Annotated in this window: 13 protein-coding genes; 7 read left to right on the top strand and 6 right to left on the bottom strand. The window is 40.9% G+C overall.

The annotated features are described in order from the left end of the window. The 6 genes from LHW48_00715 to LHW48_00690 all read right to left on the bottom strand — a co-directional run. The coding region (locus tag LHW48_00715; protein ID MCB5258983.1) for an ATP-binding cassette domain-containing protein at positions 1 to 383 on the bottom strand (383 nt) is incomplete at its 3' end. Beyond that, positions 383 to 1,345 (bottom strand): ABC transporter substrate-binding protein, encoded by a 963-nt coding sequence (locus LHW48_00710; protein MCB5258982.1) that lies wholly within the window; start codon positions 1,343 to 1,345, stop codon positions 383 to 385. The genes LHW48_00715 and LHW48_00710, both read right to left, overlap by 1 nt. A 33-nt stretch (positions 1,346 to 1,378) precedes the next feature. Next, the gene (locus LHW48_00705; GenBank protein MCB5258981.1) at positions 1,379 to 2,308 is read right to left on the bottom strand and encodes a tyrosine recombinase; all 930 of its coding nucleotides are present in this window, start codon (positions 2,306 to 2,308) and stop codon (positions 1,379 to 1,381) included. Further along, complete coding sequence (gene guaB / locus LHW48_00700; GenBank protein ID MCB5258980.1) at positions 2,262 to 3,731, bottom strand: IMP dehydrogenase; 1,470 nt, start codon at positions 3,729 to 3,731, stop codon at positions 2,262 to 2,264. The genes LHW48_00705 and guaB overlap by 47 nt, the downstream gene beginning before the upstream one ends. Before the next feature lie 10 nt (positions 3,732 to 3,741). Further along, on the bottom strand, positions 3,742 to 5,463 hold the full coding sequence (locus LHW48_00695) for a hypothetical protein (protein ID MCB5258979.1): 1,722 nt from the start codon (positions 5,461 to 5,463) through the stop codon (positions 3,742 to 3,744). Further along, positions 5,463 to 8,687 (bottom strand): hypothetical protein, encoded by a 3,225-nt coding sequence (locus LHW48_00690; GenBank protein MCB5258978.1) that lies wholly within the window; start codon positions 8,685 to 8,687, stop codon positions 5,463 to 5,465. Before LHW48_00690 ends, LHW48_00695 begins: the two co-directional genes overlap by 1 nt. 354 nt (positions 8,688 to 9,041) lie before the next feature. Between LHW48_00690 and dnaN the strand changes: the two genes are divergently transcribed. From dnaN to mtaB, 7 genes are all read left to right on the top strand, one after another. Further along, on the top strand, positions 9,042 to 10,214 hold the full coding sequence (gene dnaN, locus LHW48_00685) for a DNA polymerase III subunit beta (protein MCB5258977.1): 1,173 nt from the start codon (positions 9,042 to 9,044) through the stop codon (positions 10,212 to 10,214). Between the two features lie 16 nt (positions 10,215 to 10,230). Next, on the top strand, positions 10,231 to 11,304 hold the full coding sequence (gene recF / locus LHW48_00680) for a DNA replication and repair protein RecF (protein MCB5258976.1): 1,074 nt from the start codon (positions 10,231 to 10,233) through the stop codon (positions 11,302 to 11,304). Beyond that, on the top strand, positions 11,301 to 12,536 hold the full coding sequence (locus LHW48_00675) for an MFS transporter (GenBank protein MCB5258975.1): 1,236 nt from the start codon (positions 11,301 to 11,303) through the stop codon (positions 12,534 to 12,536). The genes recF and LHW48_00675 overlap by 4 nt, the downstream gene beginning before the upstream one ends. A gap of 13 nt (positions 12,537 to 12,549) precedes the next feature. After that, positions 12,550 to 13,608, top strand: coding sequence for a spermidine/putrescine ABC transporter substrate-binding protein (locus LHW48_00670; protein MCB5258974.1), 1,059 nt, complete (start codon positions 12,550 to 12,552; stop codon positions 13,606 to 13,608). Between the two features lie 12 nt (positions 13,609 to 13,620). After that, positions 13,621 to 15,399 (top strand): aspartate--tRNA ligase, encoded by a 1,779-nt coding sequence (gene aspS, locus LHW48_00665; protein ID MCB5258973.1) that lies wholly within the window; start codon positions 13,621 to 13,623, stop codon positions 15,397 to 15,399. Beyond that, on the top strand, positions 15,366 to 15,968 hold the full coding sequence (locus tag LHW48_00660; GenBank protein ID MCB5258972.1) for a phosphoribosylglycinamide formyltransferase: 603 nt from the start codon (positions 15,366 to 15,368) through the stop codon (positions 15,966 to 15,968). Before aspS ends, LHW48_00660 begins: the two co-directional genes overlap by 34 nt. Further along, the coding region (gene mtaB / locus LHW48_00655; GenBank protein MCB5258971.1) for a tRNA (N(6)-L-threonylcarbamoyladenosine(37)-C(2))-methylthiotransferase MtaB at positions 15,946 to 17,144 on the top strand (1,199 nt) is incomplete at its 3' end. The genes LHW48_00660 and mtaB, both read left to right, overlap by 23 nt.

Below are 17,144 nucleotides of genomic sequence, written 5' to 3'. Positions count from 1 at the left end.
GCGTAATCTTCAAGACCAAATATCGGTAGTAAGTCCAGTGCTTTCCGTTTCTCTTGTTTGGTGTCACCTCCTCTTATTTTTGCCGGCAAAAGAATGTTGTCTATAACTTTTAGCCAAGGGAACAGCATATCAGATTGAGGCATATAGCCCAAATATCCAGCTTTACAAGTAATATCTCTATCCATATAGTAGATACTTCCATTATCGGAGAAAGTAATACCAGCAAGTATTTCTAAAAGAGTAGTTTTCCCGCATCCGCTGGCTCCCACAATACTAACAAACTCACCTTCCTGCAGCTCGAGATTTATCCCTTTCAATACTTTAGAGATTTCTCCTTGAAACAGAAACGATTTCTCAAGCTGTTGAGCACGCAGTATTGGCATTAGGGCATCAAGTATTGGTTAGTAAAGGCTTTATCTATCTCGATAGATTTGGGAATCAGAGATTCGTCACTCATCCAATTGGCAAATCCATACCATACTTCACTGCTTTGTAAACCCCAGTATTCTGCATCCGATTGATACTCGTGGGCAAGGTAGTCCATGCTTAGTTTTACTTGATCCGGATTGAGCTCTGGTACGTGTTTAAGTAGTATATCTGCTGATTTTTGTGGTTCTTTAATGCAGTACTCGTAGCCCTTCTTAACTGCAGCCATGAACTTTTGAGTTAGCTCAGGATTATTCTTTAAATAACTATCACTGCTGATTATAACTGGAGTATAATAATCGAAAACCGGATTTAAGTTTTTGAGAGGGATATAATTCAACTCAATGCCCTTTTGTTTGGCTACTACACCATCCCAACCGTAATAAATCCATTCAAAATCTGCGTCTTTTCCTATAGTTGAGAAAAAATCGTAAACTCCAGATACAACTTCTACTTTGCTTATGTCTGCATCTGAATTACTCATAACGTTTTCTAAAATTGCCATCTCTGATGGGCTATCCCAACTGCCGTAACGCTTACCTTCAAAATCTTTGGGGCTTATTATGCCGGCTTCTTCAAGGGAAGCAAAGCCGGATGTATTGTGCTGAATAACTGCGGCAATAGAAACTAATGGGATGCCTTCACTGCGTGCGCGGATTACGTTTTCTTGATAGCTGATACCAAATTCGCTTTTCCCTGTAGCAACAATTTGATCAGTTACTCCCTGCCCTGGCTGAAGAATTTGAACTTCCAAGCCTTCATCATCAAAATATCCCAGTTCCTGGGCTACATATAATCCTGTGTGATTTGTGTTGGGAGTCCAATCCAAAGTTATACTTAATACGTTGTTCTCTTTCTTGCCTTTTGAACAAGCAGTAAGTGCAAGAAAAATGAATCCAAATAATGCAATCTTTCTCATTTTTTATCTCCTAAGTCTTATCTCTGTAAGTATCTATGCGCGGGGATGGTATTGTTTGTGTGTTTCTATCAATAAGCGCATATCCACATGTGTATATATCTGAGTAGTATTAATACTTGAGTGCCCCAAAAGGCTTTGCACTATGCGCAAATTTACTCCTGCCTCCAAAAGATGGGTGGCAAATGAATGCCGAAAAGTGTGAGGACTGATATCATGCTTGATCCCCGCTTTTATCGTAGCCTCTTTAAGTATCTTCCAAAAACCCATCCGTGATAGTTTGTTACCAAATCTGTTTAAGAAAAGAATATCGCCTTGTTTGATTTGTTGCAAGATTGGGCGATGAACCTTTAAATAGACATCCAACAATGGGTCTAATCGTTTAATATAAGGTACATAGCGCTGCTTGCTGCCTTTACCTTGCACTAATATCATGTGCTGGCTGGTATTCAGATCGTGTATTGTTAGCCCCAAAAGCTCTGAAATACGCATCCCAGTAGCATACAATAGCTCCATCATTACTTTATTACGATAGGCAAGGCTGCTATCCGTAGCTAAACTATCCAGCAAAAGCCGCATTTCCTCAACTGAGAGTGTATCTGGCAAATAGCTACCAATGCCTATAGCGGGAACCATATCAAAATCCAGGCTAACCGGATGATCGTTTTGCAGATGATAATCGAAAAACTGCTTGATGGCTACACGCTTGCGAGCCAATGAACTATTCTGCAGTCCCATATCCTGAAGTAGGCTCAGATACTCAATCAAGTCTTGAGCAGAGCAATTTGATACCGACTCTTGAGTGTAAACCAAGAAATCTTTGATATCGCGCTCGTAAGCCTCGATGCTGTTTGCTGCCATACCTCGCTCAACCTTTAGGTGGTAAAGAAAAGCACTCAAAAGGCTTTGCTTGGAGCTATCAATCTCCGCTTTGATAGTTCGGAGTTTCTTTGGTAATGCGCACATCGTGAGGATGTGATTCCTTGAGTCCCGCCGAGCTTATTTCCACAAACTCGGCATTTATTCGTAATTGGGAAAGATTTGCTGCCCCAATATATCCCATACCGCTGCGTAAACCACCAATTAGCTGATAGATAAACTCACTTAAAGGTCCCTTATAGGGTACCATACCTTCAATTCCTTCGGCAACGAGTTTGTTCTCCGATACTGAATTTTGGAAATAGCGGTCTTTACTACCTCTTTTCATCGCACCTATGGATCCCATTCCTCGATAGCTTTTAAATCTTCTACCGTTATAGATTATCGCTTCTCCAGGGCTTTCATCACACCCAGCAAATAGCGATCCAATCATTACTGCTGCAGCTCCACCGGCAAGGGCTTTCACTATATCTCCAGAGTATTTGATGCCACCATCAGCAATAAGCCCGATACCGCTTTTATCTGCTTCTTCTGCGCAATCCATAATTGCCGAAAGCTGTGGTACGCCAACGCCCGATACAACTCTTGTAGTACATATAGATCCTGGACCTATACCTACCTTAACCGCATCTACTCCATTATCTATTAGATATCTACAAGCTTCTTTGGTAGCAACATTCCCAGCCAATACTTCAGTGTTTAGCTTCTTTTTTATCTGATACAATGCGTTCTTAAAATGGATATGGTGACCATGAGCAGTATCCATCACAATGATATCTACTCCTGCTCTAACCAATTCCTGCGCACGTTCCAGATAATCACCTGTTACGCCTACTGCTGCTGCCACCAACAGCCTATTTTGTTTATCTTGCACGGCATGAGGATAGTTTTGCCGTTTGAGGATATCTCTTACGGTAATCATACCCTTTAGTTTCCCCAAGTTATCTACTAAAAGCAGCTTCTCTATGCGATGTTTTTGCAGAAGATTGGTAGCTTGCTCCCAATTAATACTTTCCGGAGCTGTTACAAGATGCTCAAGTGGAGTCATCATTTCTTTAACTTTTCGTTTGAGATTCTCCTCAAAGCGAATATCTCTGTTAGTAAGAATGCCCACTAAAAGGTCGTTTTCAACAACTGGAAATCCTCCCACCCGATGTTTAGCTTTTAAGGCTAGAACTCTGGCAAGGTCGTCATTAGGAGATACTGTGTAAGGATGAACAACTACTCCACTTTCAGCACGCTTAACCAGGTGTACTTGCCGAGCTTGTTCCTCGATACTTAAGTTTTTATGGATCACGCCCAATCCACCTTCTCTGGCGATGGCAATAGCAGTATCTGCTTCAGTGACGGTATCCATTGCCGCAGAAAGCAAAGGAATTTTTAAAGCAATTTTGGAAGTAATATTGGTGCCCAGCTCCACCGTTGCAGGCAATACAGTAGAGTGCTTGGGTAAAAGTAGTACATCATCAAAGGTATAAGCTTTGCGAATATTCATTTGAATCTCCATTATTTCAATGTACTTACATACTTATTTGTCGAGCAGACATACGCGAAATTATCTGTCGAAATCTGGGTGAGAAAATGCTGTTTGGCTTGTTCTTCAGGAACTCTTGGGCAAGCTGGATTTCTGTTTCTCTTTCTTGAATAAGAAACAGACTTAACATAAGTGCATAATCTCGAGCCAATTCATCCTTGAAATCATGGGCTAAGAGGACTTCAGCTTGCGTGATGTCTCCTAAAGCCAAAGACCATTCAATGGCTAGCATCAATAACTCTTCATCATCGTTTTGTTCAAATAGATCTACTAAAATTTGTATTCCTTCCGGTTTGAACAGTTGCAGCATGCGGATTGCTTTGCTAAAGTTCTGGAGCTGGATATCACTCATATTAATACTTAGCATATTCAAATAAATTATATCGTTGGTATATTCAGAATCAGGGTGCTTAAGAACATATTCGTGCATTAGAGAATCTGCCTCAGCTTTCTCGCCTTGCATAAGCGCCAATAAAAACTCCAGATAGTGTCGCTCTGCCAAATAATCTTGCACGACAATACGCTTTAGAGTGCTCTTGGCAGTCTCAAAATCCTCATCCAGAATTGCAAAACGAGCTAAATCCACATCTAATTCCTGAATTTCATCGTGATAAACGCTATAGTCTTTGGTTTGCTCAATCCACTGCCTTACCCTATTCAGTTCAACTCCCAAGGCAAGGTCATTTTCTGCCTTAAGCCTGCGCAACTTTACCAAAAGGCTGCTTTTACCTGCTTGTTTGGGCTTATTCCAAGAAGGGTCTTGCAACAATTCGTTAATAATATTTTCGGTAGAATCATATTGAGCCGATTGGAAGAAGATATTTGCTACCTCATAACCGTAATATAACCTTTGAGCAGGCTGTTCGGCATTCTGCCCCAAGAATCGATACGCCTTTAGAGTAATATCCAAATTACCAAGTTTAAGCTGTTCTGCAGCAAAATTCCGCAGATAAGTAAGAGGCATCTGTTTATAGGTTTCTAATGCCTCTTCATAGTTCTTTATAGTCATTAAAGCTAAGGCATAAATCTCTTTAATAACGAAATTATCATGGGTATTGGCAAAGTTTCTTACTACATTTATGAGAGTACTATCTTCCCGGACTATCTCCGATACTTGATTTCTAATGAAAAGGTTGGTATTTTGTGCATTGGCGGAATGGTTGAGATACTCGCGCAAAGCCTTCTCATACAAGCCACATTTCATGGCTGCCGAAGCTATTTCTACAGCAAAAATATCATCGCCGTGAACTCTTCTGGCTGCCTCAAAAATCCTTATCGCACTTTCATTATCACCCCGCCCAGAAAAATAGGAAGCGATCAAATTATACTTACTTCTGTTGGAACCATATATCTCTAAATATGAATCTGCCAAGCTATTTGCCTGTTCATGTTTGCCCTGTAAAATCAGTAATTGGATTCTAAGCTCGGTATATGCATTTTCAGGTATGTGCCGCTGATGGGTTTGCAACATTTCCTCAACTTTTACCTCTTGAGATAGTGATAAATACAATTGAGTAAGTTGAAGAATGGAATTTATATCGTCTGGATATTGGGCGATAATCTGTAAAAATACTTCCTCCGCTCTATCATACTGACGTTGAACCATAAGTTGATTCGCTTGCTGAACCAATATCTGCCGTTCATCGTATTGACCCCAAAGCAGGGAAAGCATAATTAACGTGATGATTAAACATGCATATTTACGCATTATTGACTGCTCTCTTCTAAAAGCTTCAGATATTCCATTATAAGCTGTTGATATTCTCTGGGATACTTTTTGAAGCTATCGTCCAGCATCATCGCCCTTCGCAAACGATCATAATCTACTGCCTGAGGTTTTCTATCGGAAGGATCACCGGTGCTGCGGCGTGCTTCTCTGCGCTCACTAGTGTCACGTTTATTGATGGAACGTTGTGCGTCGAGCAATCGGCTTAGAATATTCTCTTGGCGTTTTATGAGGTCATCATCCATTCTTAGATTGCGCAAATTCCGTGCCACTGCTTCTGCTTCTTCAATTATCTGCCGAATGGCATTACCTTGTTTTTGAGCTTGAGGATCTTGTTGTAAGGCGCGCCTCAGGTTTTCTGCCAAACGCTCGTGTTCAGAAGCCAATTTACCAATCTGTTCTTGCATAGCACTATCCATCGAACCGCCTTGAGCTTGTATCTGCATCATCAATTGCTGAGTAAGCATATTCATAGCCATTTGCTCTTGTCCCATTTGCTCCAACATCTGCATTAAGGATTGCATTCCACCTCCGCCGCCACCAGATGATGCGTTTTGCATTGCCAAAATCAAATCGTGTGCCATCAAGTTAATGCCTGCTTGGATACTTCTTAATTCTCGACTGATGCTAGGTGTAAAACTCTGACCTAATGAGCCAAATATATCTCGAAAACCTTTATTAGTTTCAGATAGATCCATATAGAACTTCGGTGGTATCGCCATGCTAACTTGGGGCATGCTAAACAACTTATTCAAAATTATCTGCAATCCCTCATAAGATGAAATCAGCTCAGGAACCAAGGGATATGGATCATTTTGATATCGGATTATTGTTTGTTCATGTTTTTTAGAAAAGATGAGGAGCTCGCGCACAGCTTGTTCTATAGCTTGAGCCATGGCAGATTGCGCTCCAGAGCTCATAGAATTCTTCATCTCTGCCAGTTTCATGGTAAACCGCCGCATCTTTTCCATAGCGGATGTTTGTGCTTGCATAGATTGTTGGCGTAAGTTTTGTTGCAAAGACTCACTGCTCTGTTGCATATCCTTGTTCGCCTGGCTTTGTTTCATATCTTTCATTAACTCTTCCAGTTGCTTCGAGGCTGTGGGATCTTGCTTCAGCATTTCTTGTAACTTCTCCAATTCTTGACTAAGGGCATCATATTTATCGGATATTTGCTGTTGATCTTGGGCTAATTTTTCCGCATCTTGAGAAGGATCGATGGTTTTATCGTGCAGAGCTTTTTGCATCTTTTCCATTTCTTCCGAAATCTGCAAAGCTTTTTGTACTGCTTGTTCATTTTTGATGCTTTCCAAAAGAGCCAGAGTTTGTTCGATGTTTTTGGCAAAATCTTCCATCGAGAATTTGAAATCCTCCATTGCCTTTTTCAATGCGGCAGGGTCTACATTTTCCATTGCCTGCTCCAATTTACGCATAGCTTCCAACATATCTTCGGTGGCAATGTCTTGCATTAACTCTTGAATCCGCATCATCTTCTGCAATGTTTCCTGCGAAAGCGCACTGTTTGCCTGCATTTTATCTATTAGATCCTGATAGCTTTCGGCAATGTTATCAACTTGTTCTACAAGTTCTTCTTGCGCTGCCAAAATGTCTTCAAGTTGCTTCTTGTCTTCCCAAGCCAATTCTGGATCTTTGAGCAATTCTCGACGCTTTTGTTCAAACCGTTCTTGCAGCTTTTCACTTTCTTCCCAACTCTTACTCAGATCACTCTTACGATTCTGTTCCTGCTGTTCTATCTCTGCATATATTTCTTCTATGGATGGGAAACGAGCCCGAAAACGAGAACTAACTCCCTTTTGAGGAGTAGGCGCATTGTCGTAAATCTCTGCCCAATAAGTTACTACGTCTCCCGGAAAGAGATCATTCGCTTGCATATCCCATAGGTAATCGGTATTAAACAATTTATTGGGTATCACGTTTTGAATATTTATTGTTCTTAGTTCATCTGTATTAACTTGGTAGTTCAAGCTACAGTTAGCCAATCCAAAATCGTCATCGGCACTGATTATGAGAGGAAGCATCAGGTTTTGGTTCAAAGTAGTATCTTCACCTGGAAACACGATGCGAATCTGAGGAGGATCGTCTGGCAATACCCTGATGTATTTCTCTTCGGGTCGTGATTTTCTGCCCAATTCATCTTCCAACTCCAAATACCAGCTATGTGCAGATTCTATCTTTATTTGGGTTGTATATTCGGTTTCACTTAGCGCAGTAAGCTCTTTAACGCTGGCGTTATCGAACTTCATATAGGCTTTTTTAATGGGAATATTGCTGGTTATCCGTAACCTAACAACGCTTCCTTTATATGCTTCAATATTGCCATAACTCATACTATCGGTATAGCTTGGAATACTGGTGTAGCTTGGATAGCTGTAAGATACTTGCCATTTACGGACTATCGGTTCATCTAAGACAGTAATTTTGTATACAGCACTTTTAGCTATCTCGTTCTCGGCATAATATTCTATGGATTGCTCCAAGCGAGGAAACAGATAGCTATTCTGCATCATCCCCAATTCCCGCCAGTTTTCCCCCACTCGGAAAAATAAGCGATGCTTAAGCCGGATATCCGGTTCATTTATTTTTATGAGTACTTGCTGATTTTTCCCTATCTGAATACTACCTGGGCTAAGAGATATGTGGTCTTTGTAAATAATCTGAGGAGCTTTATTGGAGTAGAACTGAGTAAAAGCAGTTGTAAAATCTGCTCTAAACCAATACCAAAAGGCACATACTGCCACCAAGAATATCGAGATAATTAACAGCATTGAGGCATTAAACAGCTTTGGCAATGAATATTCTGTAGCAATAATCCTCTTATTGGCAGATTCTAGAAGCGCTTTACTAATAGGATTTTCAGAAGCTTTTATGTTCAATTCCCATGCATTCTGATATAAATCATCTTGAGCATTATGTTTCAAATCTAAATAACGAGCCATTTTGAAATGACTCCACATATCCCGATAAGCTTGCCAAACTACATATATGATGCTTAATGCCAATCCTATGCGGATTCCAATATTTGCATAAATTAAAGCAGGAGAATAAGCTCCGAGAACCAGCCACAATATAAAATAAAGATGCAAACCGCCCACAAAAAGCAAAACGTTTCCCAGTACCGCACGCAAAACAATGCCAAGATTGATGCGATTTTTGTATTGGTTTAGTAAGGCTTTGAATTCTTGCATCAGTTTTCTCCCTTTTACTAAGGATAAACAAAATGGAAGGCAAATGCTGTCAAGCCAAACCTTGCTCAAATAGCTCATCATACTAAATACTAAGCATAAATGGGCTACCTTGCGCAGCCATCCCTCATTCCCTTAACCCTAGATTAAGTATGGTTCAGGCAGAGATACTCCTGTAAATACAACAAAATCCCCGCTTAAATTATACTTAAAGCATACATAAAACAAGGGGCGAGCAGTAATCTTGATTAAGATCGGTGGATACCGAAAATTGAATTCGGGGCTAAAGAAAAGAGTTGACGGAATATGAAAATTCAAAAAACTGGAAAAAAAGGAAAAATGAATATAGGGGTAATCATGAGATTTGCAATAGAAAAAAAAGAACTGATGCAAAGCATCCAACATTTAGCCAGCGTTGCTCCGGCAAAAAACGCCTCTCCCATATTAACTAACTATCTTATTCAAGCCTCTGTCGAAACGGGCATGGTAAAGATTACTACTTCAGATCTCGACATAACTGTGGTAGTTGAATTTGCTGCTGCAATAAGCGAGGGGGGCACAATAGCTGTATCGGCAAAGCATCTCAATGAAATTATCAGCTTTATGCCCGATGCGATTATCAATTTCGATCGTCGCGATGAGCTCTTAATGATCCAGTGCAATAAGATAGATTTCAACTTGCTAATTGCAGATTATACTCTTTTCCCTGTAGTGCCAGAAGTAAAAATAGATAACGCCATCACTTTGGATGCTCAGCTCTTTAATAGAATGATTTCTAAAACTAGTTTTGCCGTTTCTAGCGATGTGAACCGTGCCGTTCTAACCGGTGTATGCTGGAAAATAATGCCCAATGAACATTTGATGGCGGCAACGGACGGGCGCAAAGTAGCAGAAATTCGTATTAAAAATACTAATTTGCTCGCTAAGGATAAAGCAGAATCGAGCTCTGAGAAAAACATATTTGAAGAAAATGCCGAAGAGGGCACACTAGAAAAGATTATCCCTGTTAAGACCCTTTCTTTCTTGCAAAAGATATTCGATAATAGCGCTAAAGAGATCAAGGTAATGATTGAACGCAGTAAGGTGATCTTTAGTTACGACAAATACATAGTGTTTTCTCAAGTAATCGAGCATAAATATCCGGAATACCAAAAGGCTTTTATTACAGATTTGCAAAACCAATTTGTAATAGATAAGAACACTCTACATAATGCCATTCGTAGGGTAGCACTTGTTGCCCCGGACGATAATCTTCGCATCCGATTTGAACTTGATAGTGAGAAATTTGAAGTAAACACATCAAATCGAGATACCGGCGACGCCAAAGAAAATCTCGAAGAGTATAGCTTTCAAGGTGCTCATACCGGTGTATCTTTCAACTATCGCTACATGCTTAGCATTTTGGAAGCCATTGATGGCGACAAGGTGATTATCAAGCTGGGCAGCTCCAAAGATCCATTGATGATATATAACGTAAGCAATCAGGAAAATGAAGAAATCACTTTCCTTTTGATGCCATTACGCTCATAAAGACAATACTTTAAGATTGAAGTTAAATAGCATTGAGCTGCACTATTTTAGAAGTTATGAGCAGCAACGTTTCGAATTTGCCGCTGGCGGCAACCTGATTATTGGAGCAAATGGAAGCGGAAAAACCAATCTATTAGAGGCAATTGCCTACACTTCAATAGGCAAATCCATTCGCTATCATCAAGATGTGGAACTCATCAAAGCGGGCAAAGAACACTTTACGGTGTCGGCAAGATACACAACAGATATCAATATGGAGCTTAAGGTTCGATTGGCTTATGCTAAGATGCGAAAAATACTTAAGCTCAACAATGAAGTAAAGCACCAGCTAAGTTCGTTGTTTTCGGTGATTAAGGTTATCTATTGTGCTCCGGATGATATTGGCTTAATAAACGGCTCACCTCGCATTCGAAGACAGTATTTTGACCTCGCCATTTCGCAAATATTCCCTCAGTATATTGCTGTATTGCGCGATTACCTGCATGTTGTGGAACAGCGAAATCAATTGCTGAAAAAAGAGTTTAGCCCAGAAGAAAAAAAGAGTTGGGATATCAAGTTCGCCGAAAGCTTATGTGCGTTATACCCGTATCGCAAGAGATATCTGGATATGCTAAATAGACAATTCACAGCATCTTATCAAGAGATATCGCCCAAAACAAAAAACCTTAAACTAAGCTACTCACCTGTATTGCATAACGCTTTTGAGCTTGAGTTAGATGATATACTCATGCAATTGCAGCAGTATGAAAGTAGAGAAAAAATTTGGCAACGCTGTTTGGTGGGAGCACATTTGGATGACTATGGTTTTTCGATGGAACGTTTTGGGATGCGGGCTTATTCCTCTCAAGGGCAAAAACGCATTGCCGTTATCTTGCTTAAGCTTATACAAGCCAAATTGATAGAGAGCAATACCAATATCAGCCCGATCCTGCTTTTTGATGATGTGTTTGCAGAATTAGACTATTCACATGGAGAAAAAATCCAAGAACTCTGTAAAGAAAACTATCAGATATTTATTGCCAGTCCCAAAGAAGATGTACGCCAAATCTTTGGCAAAATGCCAATCATCCGCCTGGGGGATAGTGCATGAAATTCAGCAAACAGATACTTGGCTGGATGATGTACGATTTCGCAAATTCGGCATTTACCACTATCATCGTGACGGTTGTATATAGCGTATATTTTATGCAGCAGGTTGTAGGCGGAGATCCCGGATATGCTGAAATGCTGTGGGGTCGTGCTATCGGTATATCTATGACTTTGGTAGCGATCAGCGCTCCAATCTTGGGAGCAGTGGCAGATTATTCCCGCTCCAAAAAGAAATTCCTATTCTTCAATTGCTATCTAACGGTGATTTTTACTGCCCTATTGTACTTTGTAGGGCCAGGAGACATTAGCAAGGGCATGATATTCTTTATTATAGCCAATTTTGGGTTTAATTCTGCCAATGTTTTCTACGATGCCTTCTTACCCGAGATAACTGGTTATGAGAATATGGGCAAGGTTTCCGGGTTTGGCTGGGCATTAGGTTATCTGGGCGGATTACTTTCCTTAATACTCTCCTTGATACTCATCCGCTACGATGTTCGCTGGGTCTTCCCCATGATTGCAGTTCATTTCTTTATATTCAGCCTTTTCACTTTTTTCTGGCTGAAGGAAGTGCAAAGACCATCAAAACGAACCAATTACTACAAAGTAGCAGCAAAGAGAGTGATAAGCTCTATAAAGAATCTGCGTAAGTTTCCTCAATTGTTAAAATTCATGCTAAGCTACTTCATTTATAATGATGGCATTACAACTGTAATTGTCTTTGCTTCAATATATGGAATAACGCGATTTGGTATGAATACTAAGGATATGCTTCTATATTTTATTATCGCTCAATTCACTTCAATCTTGGGCTCAGCCCTGTTTGGATGGCTAACCGATCTAAAAGGAGTACGATTATCCCTATCTATATCTATTTCTATATGGATTGTAGTTGTGGTTTGGGCATATTTTTGCTCCTCAGCAACTGAGTACTATTTTGTGGGGCTTTTAGCAGGAATGGCAATTGGCAGCTCTCAGGCAAATAGCAGAACCATGCTGAGTATGCTTACACCTAAGGCACGCGAAGCTGAGTTCTTTGGCTTTTATACCTTGACAGGTAGACTGTCTTCTATAATTGGACCTATACTATATGGATGGATTGCGCATAAAACAGGTGATATTCGCAATTCTATACTATCTTTAATGTTTTTCTTTATGGTAGGTTTTTTGATTCTGCAGTTTGTTGATCCTAAAAAGGGGATTACAGATGCGCAAAGAACCCACATTAACTGAATGGGAGGAAATAATGAAAAAACTGATGATAATTACTGTGCTAGCATTAACCTTGATTGCGGCTGGATTTATGGGCTGTAGCAAGTCTAAACCTACGCTCTATATCTTTAATTGGAGTGATTATATCGATACTGACCTGATTAGGGAATTTGAAGAAGAATACAATTGCCAAATCAAATATAGTACTTTCGATTCTAATGAGAACATGCTTACCAAAGTAAAAAGCTCTACCCAATCCTTCGATCTGATATTCCCTAGTGGAGATCACGTTAGTATTCTAGCAGAATTGAACATGCTTGAAGAACTAGATAAGAGCCAACTCTCAAACTACATGAATCTGGACAAATCACTTTTGGTGAAAGCAGAATCTTTCGATCCGGGCAATAGATATAGCATCCCCTATGCCTGGGGACTTACAGGCTTGATGTATAATAGGCAATTTGTACCCGATGAGATTGTTGCATCTGGTGGATGGAACATACTTGGAGATTCCTTTTTTGATGGTAAAAATAAGGTTACCATGCTAGATGACGCCAGAGAAGTGATTGGTGCTGCATTAATATTTAGCGGCTACTCGGTTAATGACACTTCTGAAGAAGCACTTTCTGCCGCCCATAATGTATTGAAGGTATGGGATAAGAATATCACTCAGTTCGACAGCGATTCGTATAAGAATGAGCTGCAAGATGGCACTACATGGCTGGCACAGGCTTATAATGGAGATGCGCTTCAGCAAATGGCGGAAAACCCAGATCTTGAGTTTATTATGCCCAAAGAAGGTGCTGCTATGTGGATGGATAATATTGTGATGCTAAATTCCTCTCAGAATAAGGATTTAGCATACAAGTTCATAGATTTCCTTTTGGATTCTGAGAATGCTAAGCGCAATAGTAAATACACCATGTATCCCACTCCTAACGAAGCTGCTATGAGCATGATGGGTGATGAGTTTGTAAACAACAAGCTAATTAACCCAGACGATGAGTATCTAGACAAATGCTACATGATTGAGTATCTTGGTGAAGATGCCAGAAGCATCGATCAGATTTATGAAGACATTAAAATGAACTGAAGGAAAGAGTAAATGGACAATCTCGGCTCACTTAGGCGCAGTCATTACAGTACTGATTTGGTTAAATGCCCCATCAATTCACAAGTGGTGGTTATGGGATGGGTACACAAACGTAGAGATCTGGGTGGTTTGATCTTTATAGATCTACGCGACGTAAAAGGCATTATCCAAATTGTAGTTCGTCCTGAAAGCAAAGATATTTTTGCCCAAGCAGAAAAGGTACGCAATGAGTACGTGATTGCAGTAATAGGCACAGTTGCACATAGAGAAGGGGCTAATATCAATAAGAACATGCCCACTGGAGAACTGGAAGTAATCGCCGAGAAATTGTTACTACTAAATGATACTCAGCCTTTGCCGATCCAAATCGATGGTATTGCCATGGCAGACGAAGATTTGCGCCTAACCTATCGATATTTGGATCTTAGGCGCCCACGCTTGCAACAGATACTAATCACTAGAGCAAAAGTAACTAGTTTGATGCGCCGCTTTTTGGATAATGAAGGCTTTTTTGAGATCGAGACCCCTATGTTAATGAAAAGTACTCCTGAAGGTGCCAGAGACTATCTGGTGCCAAGCAGGGTACATCCGGGCAAATTCTACGCCTTGCCCCAATCTCCCCAGATTTTTAAGCAACTCTTAATGATCGCAGGCTTTGATCGGTACTACCAGATTGCCCGCTGCTTTAGAGATGAAGACCTTCGTGCAGATCGTCAACCGGAATTCACTCAATTAGATATCGAGCTTTCATTTGCCAGCAAAGAAGAGATCTTCGATTTGCTGGAACGGCTCATGTTTGCCATCTTTAAAGAGATAAAGGGTATCGATTTGCCCATTCCCTTCACCAGACTTAGTTATAGTGAAGCAATGAACCGATTTGGCTGTGACAAACCGGACCTTCGTTTTGGGCTCGAATTGGTAGATTTTTCCAAGATCTTGGCCACAAGTGAGTTTCATGTTTTTCGAAGCTGTTTAGAATCGAAGGGACTTATCAAGGCTTTATGTATTCCCGGCGGTGCGAGTTTTAGCCGAAAACAGCAAGACCAGTTAGTGGAACTTGCCAAACACTTGGGTGGTAAAGGAGTAGCTTTTACCAAAGTAGCCGAAGGAGGTTTGGAAACAGGTATAGCAAAATTCCTTTCTGCCGATGAAGCAAGTTCAATGATAGAGATTTCTGCGGCCAAACCCGGCGATCTTTTAGCTATTGTCGCCGACAAGTGGGAAATAACGCACAAAGTTCTGGCGGGTCTTCGCAATGAACTTGGTATACAACTTGGGCTTTATAATAATGAAGATCTAAAATTCTGCTGGATTACAGATTTCCCTCTATTTATCCGTAATGAAGACGATTCGGGATGGGAACCTGCTCATCATATGTTTAGTTTACCCAAAGAAGAGCACATTGCCTGGTTAGATATTCCTGAAAAGATTGGCGACATTCAAGGGCAGTTATACGACTTGGTGTGTAATGGCATGGAACTATCCAGTGGCAGTATTCGTTGTCACCGCTACGATATCCAACAGAAGATATTTTCCGTGTTAGGTTTTAGTGAAGAGGAATTGAAGCCTCGTTTTGGTTTCTTTCTGGATGCTCTAAAATATGGAACTCCACCCCATGGCGGCATTGCTCCGGGTTTGGATCGCCTGATTATGATCCTTACTCAAGCAGATTCGATCCGCGACGTAATCGCCTTCCCCAAAACTCTACGCGCCACAGACTTGATGAATCAAGCTCCATCCGAAATCGACGAGGACCAATGGAAGGATCTGCACCTGAAATCAAGCGAATAATAACTCTGAGCAGCGGTGCCTCTCGAGGCTCCAATATCATGGCCATCCATCGTTACTTCGAGGATAATCATCTTCCTCTAACTATCCACACGGCAGTGTTTTGTTCTCCAAAAGCAGAGGCAATAAGTAAATGTGCTGCCGCCGGTATAGCTCAGCAGCTAATCCCTTACCAAAATATGCACTACTTTGAAACTCAAGTTTTACAGCTCATCAACTCAAACAATATCGCTTTAATAGCCTTATGCGGTTTTATGAAGCGCCTTAGCAATGAGTTTCTTTCTGCCCTACAGATTCCCATCCTAAATGTGCACCCAGCACTGTTGCCCAAGTATGGTGGTAAAGGCATGTATGGCATAAAGGTGCACAAAGCAGTTTTTGAAGCTGGGGAAAAGATATCTGGCGCCACAATCCACAAAGTAGATCCGGTTTACGATCACGGTGAAATTGTTGCCCAAAATGTAGTCAATATCTCAGATTGTGGTTCCGCCGAAGAAATTGCCCATAAAGTGCTAAAACTTGAACACAGCATTTACGCTCCTGCCATCTATGCCGTACTTACCAAATCCTAAGCCCAGAGTAGCTATTGCCACCTTAGGGTGCAAAACCAATTTTTATGAATCGGCAGTAATAGCGGAACGCCTGGGAGAAGTACAGCTAGTGGATTTCAAAGATGATGCGGATATATACATAATCAATACTTGTACCGTTACCAATCGCACAGACTATAAAAGCAGAAATCTAATCCGTAAAGCGCTTGCCCGTAAAGCTAAAAACCCCTCAATACGAGTTGTTGTTACAGGTTGTTTTGCCCAGCGCTCACTTAACGAAATTAACTCTTTGGGGGGCATAGACTTCATAGTAGATAATCAAAGCAAACTGGATATTGGAGATATTCTTGCCGGTAAGGATAACACCTTCACGGATATTATGGAGGCTAAAGAATTCGTTTACAGACCCGTTACCAATATGTTAGGGCATACCAGAGCATTTCAGAAGATTCAAGATGGGTGCGATTTCTATTGTGCTTATTGTGCTGTCCCTTATGCTCGCGGTCATAGCCGCTCTGCCAAATTTGAGGATGTGTTGGCTCAAGCTAAAATCTTTGCTGAAAATGGGTTCAAGGAGATAGTACTGGGTGGAGTTAATTTGGGTTTGTACAAAGATAGCGAACGTGAACTAAGCCATGTAGTGCGAGCCATAGCCGAAATTGAAGAAATCCAGTTGATTAGAATCTCCTCAATTGAGCCCCAGCTGCTAAACAATTCTCTATTAAACAAGCTGGCTAAAGTAGATAAACTATGCCCACACTTCCACATCCCCCTGCAAAGCGGAAGCGACAGTATCCTAAAGAGCATGGGCAGGCATTACGATACCCAATTGATTAAGAGCCTTTTGGATAGAATCATAGAGCTCTATCCCGATGCAGCAGTTGGTTTTGACGTAATCTGCGGCTTCCCCGGTGAAACTGAAAAACTCTTTGAGGAAACACACGCCTTCTTGCAAGGCTTACCAATTACATATCTGCATGTGTTTCCCTATTCCCAACGCAAAGGCACAAAAGCAGCAACGATGCCAGAGCATCTGCCTAACGCCATTAAAGCCCAAAGAGTACGTATTCTCTCGACACTTTCTGATAGCAAAAAACAGGAATATATGCTGTTGCTTAAAAAAAGAAATACTTGCTGCCGAGGAATAAACGAATCTACAGCAACGGACTATGCAGAAATGCTCTCCGATCACTATGT

It is taken from the genome of Candidatus Cloacimonadota bacterium, assembly GCA_020532355.1.
Classification (GTDB): Bacteria; Cloacimonadota; Cloacimonadia; order Cloacimonadales; family Cloacimonadaceae; genus UBA5456.
The sequence above is the reverse complement of the archived record's forward strand: the minus strand, read 5'-3'. Positions and strand labels throughout refer to the sequence as shown.

Coding starts and splice junctions, on each gene's coding strand:
- LHW48_00675 (MCB5258975.1), top strand. CDS start 11,301: ATGAAATTCAGCAAACAGATACTTGGCTGGATGATGTACGATTTCGCA.
- LHW48_00660 (MCB5258972.1), top strand. CDS start 15,366: ATGGAAGGATCTGCACCTGAAATCAAGCGAATAATAACTCTGAGCAGC.
- dnaN (MCB5258977.1), top strand. CDS start 9,042: ATGAGATTTGCAATAGAAAAAAAAGAACTGATGCAAAGCATCCAACAT.
- LHW48_00710 (MCB5258982.1), bottom strand. CDS start 1,345: ATGAGAAAGATTGCATTATTTGGATTCATTTTTCTTGCACTTACTGCT.
- LHW48_00690 (MCB5258978.1), bottom strand. CDS start 8,687: ATGCAAGAATTCAAAGCCTTACTAAACCAATACAAAAATCGCATCAAT.
- LHW48_00705 (MCB5258981.1), bottom strand. CDS start 2,308: ATGTGCGCATTACCAAAGAAACTCCGAACTATCAAAGCGGAGATTGAT.
- aspS (MCB5258973.1), top strand. CDS start 13,621: ATGGACAATCTCGGCTCACTTAGGCGCAGTCATTACAGTACTGATTTG.
- LHW48_00695 (MCB5258979.1), bottom strand. CDS start 5,463: ATGCGTAAATATGCATGTTTAATCATCACGTTAATTATGCTTTCCCTG.
- LHW48_00670 (MCB5258974.1), top strand. CDS start 12,550: ATGAAAAAACTGATGATAATTACTGTGCTAGCATTAACCTTGATTGCG.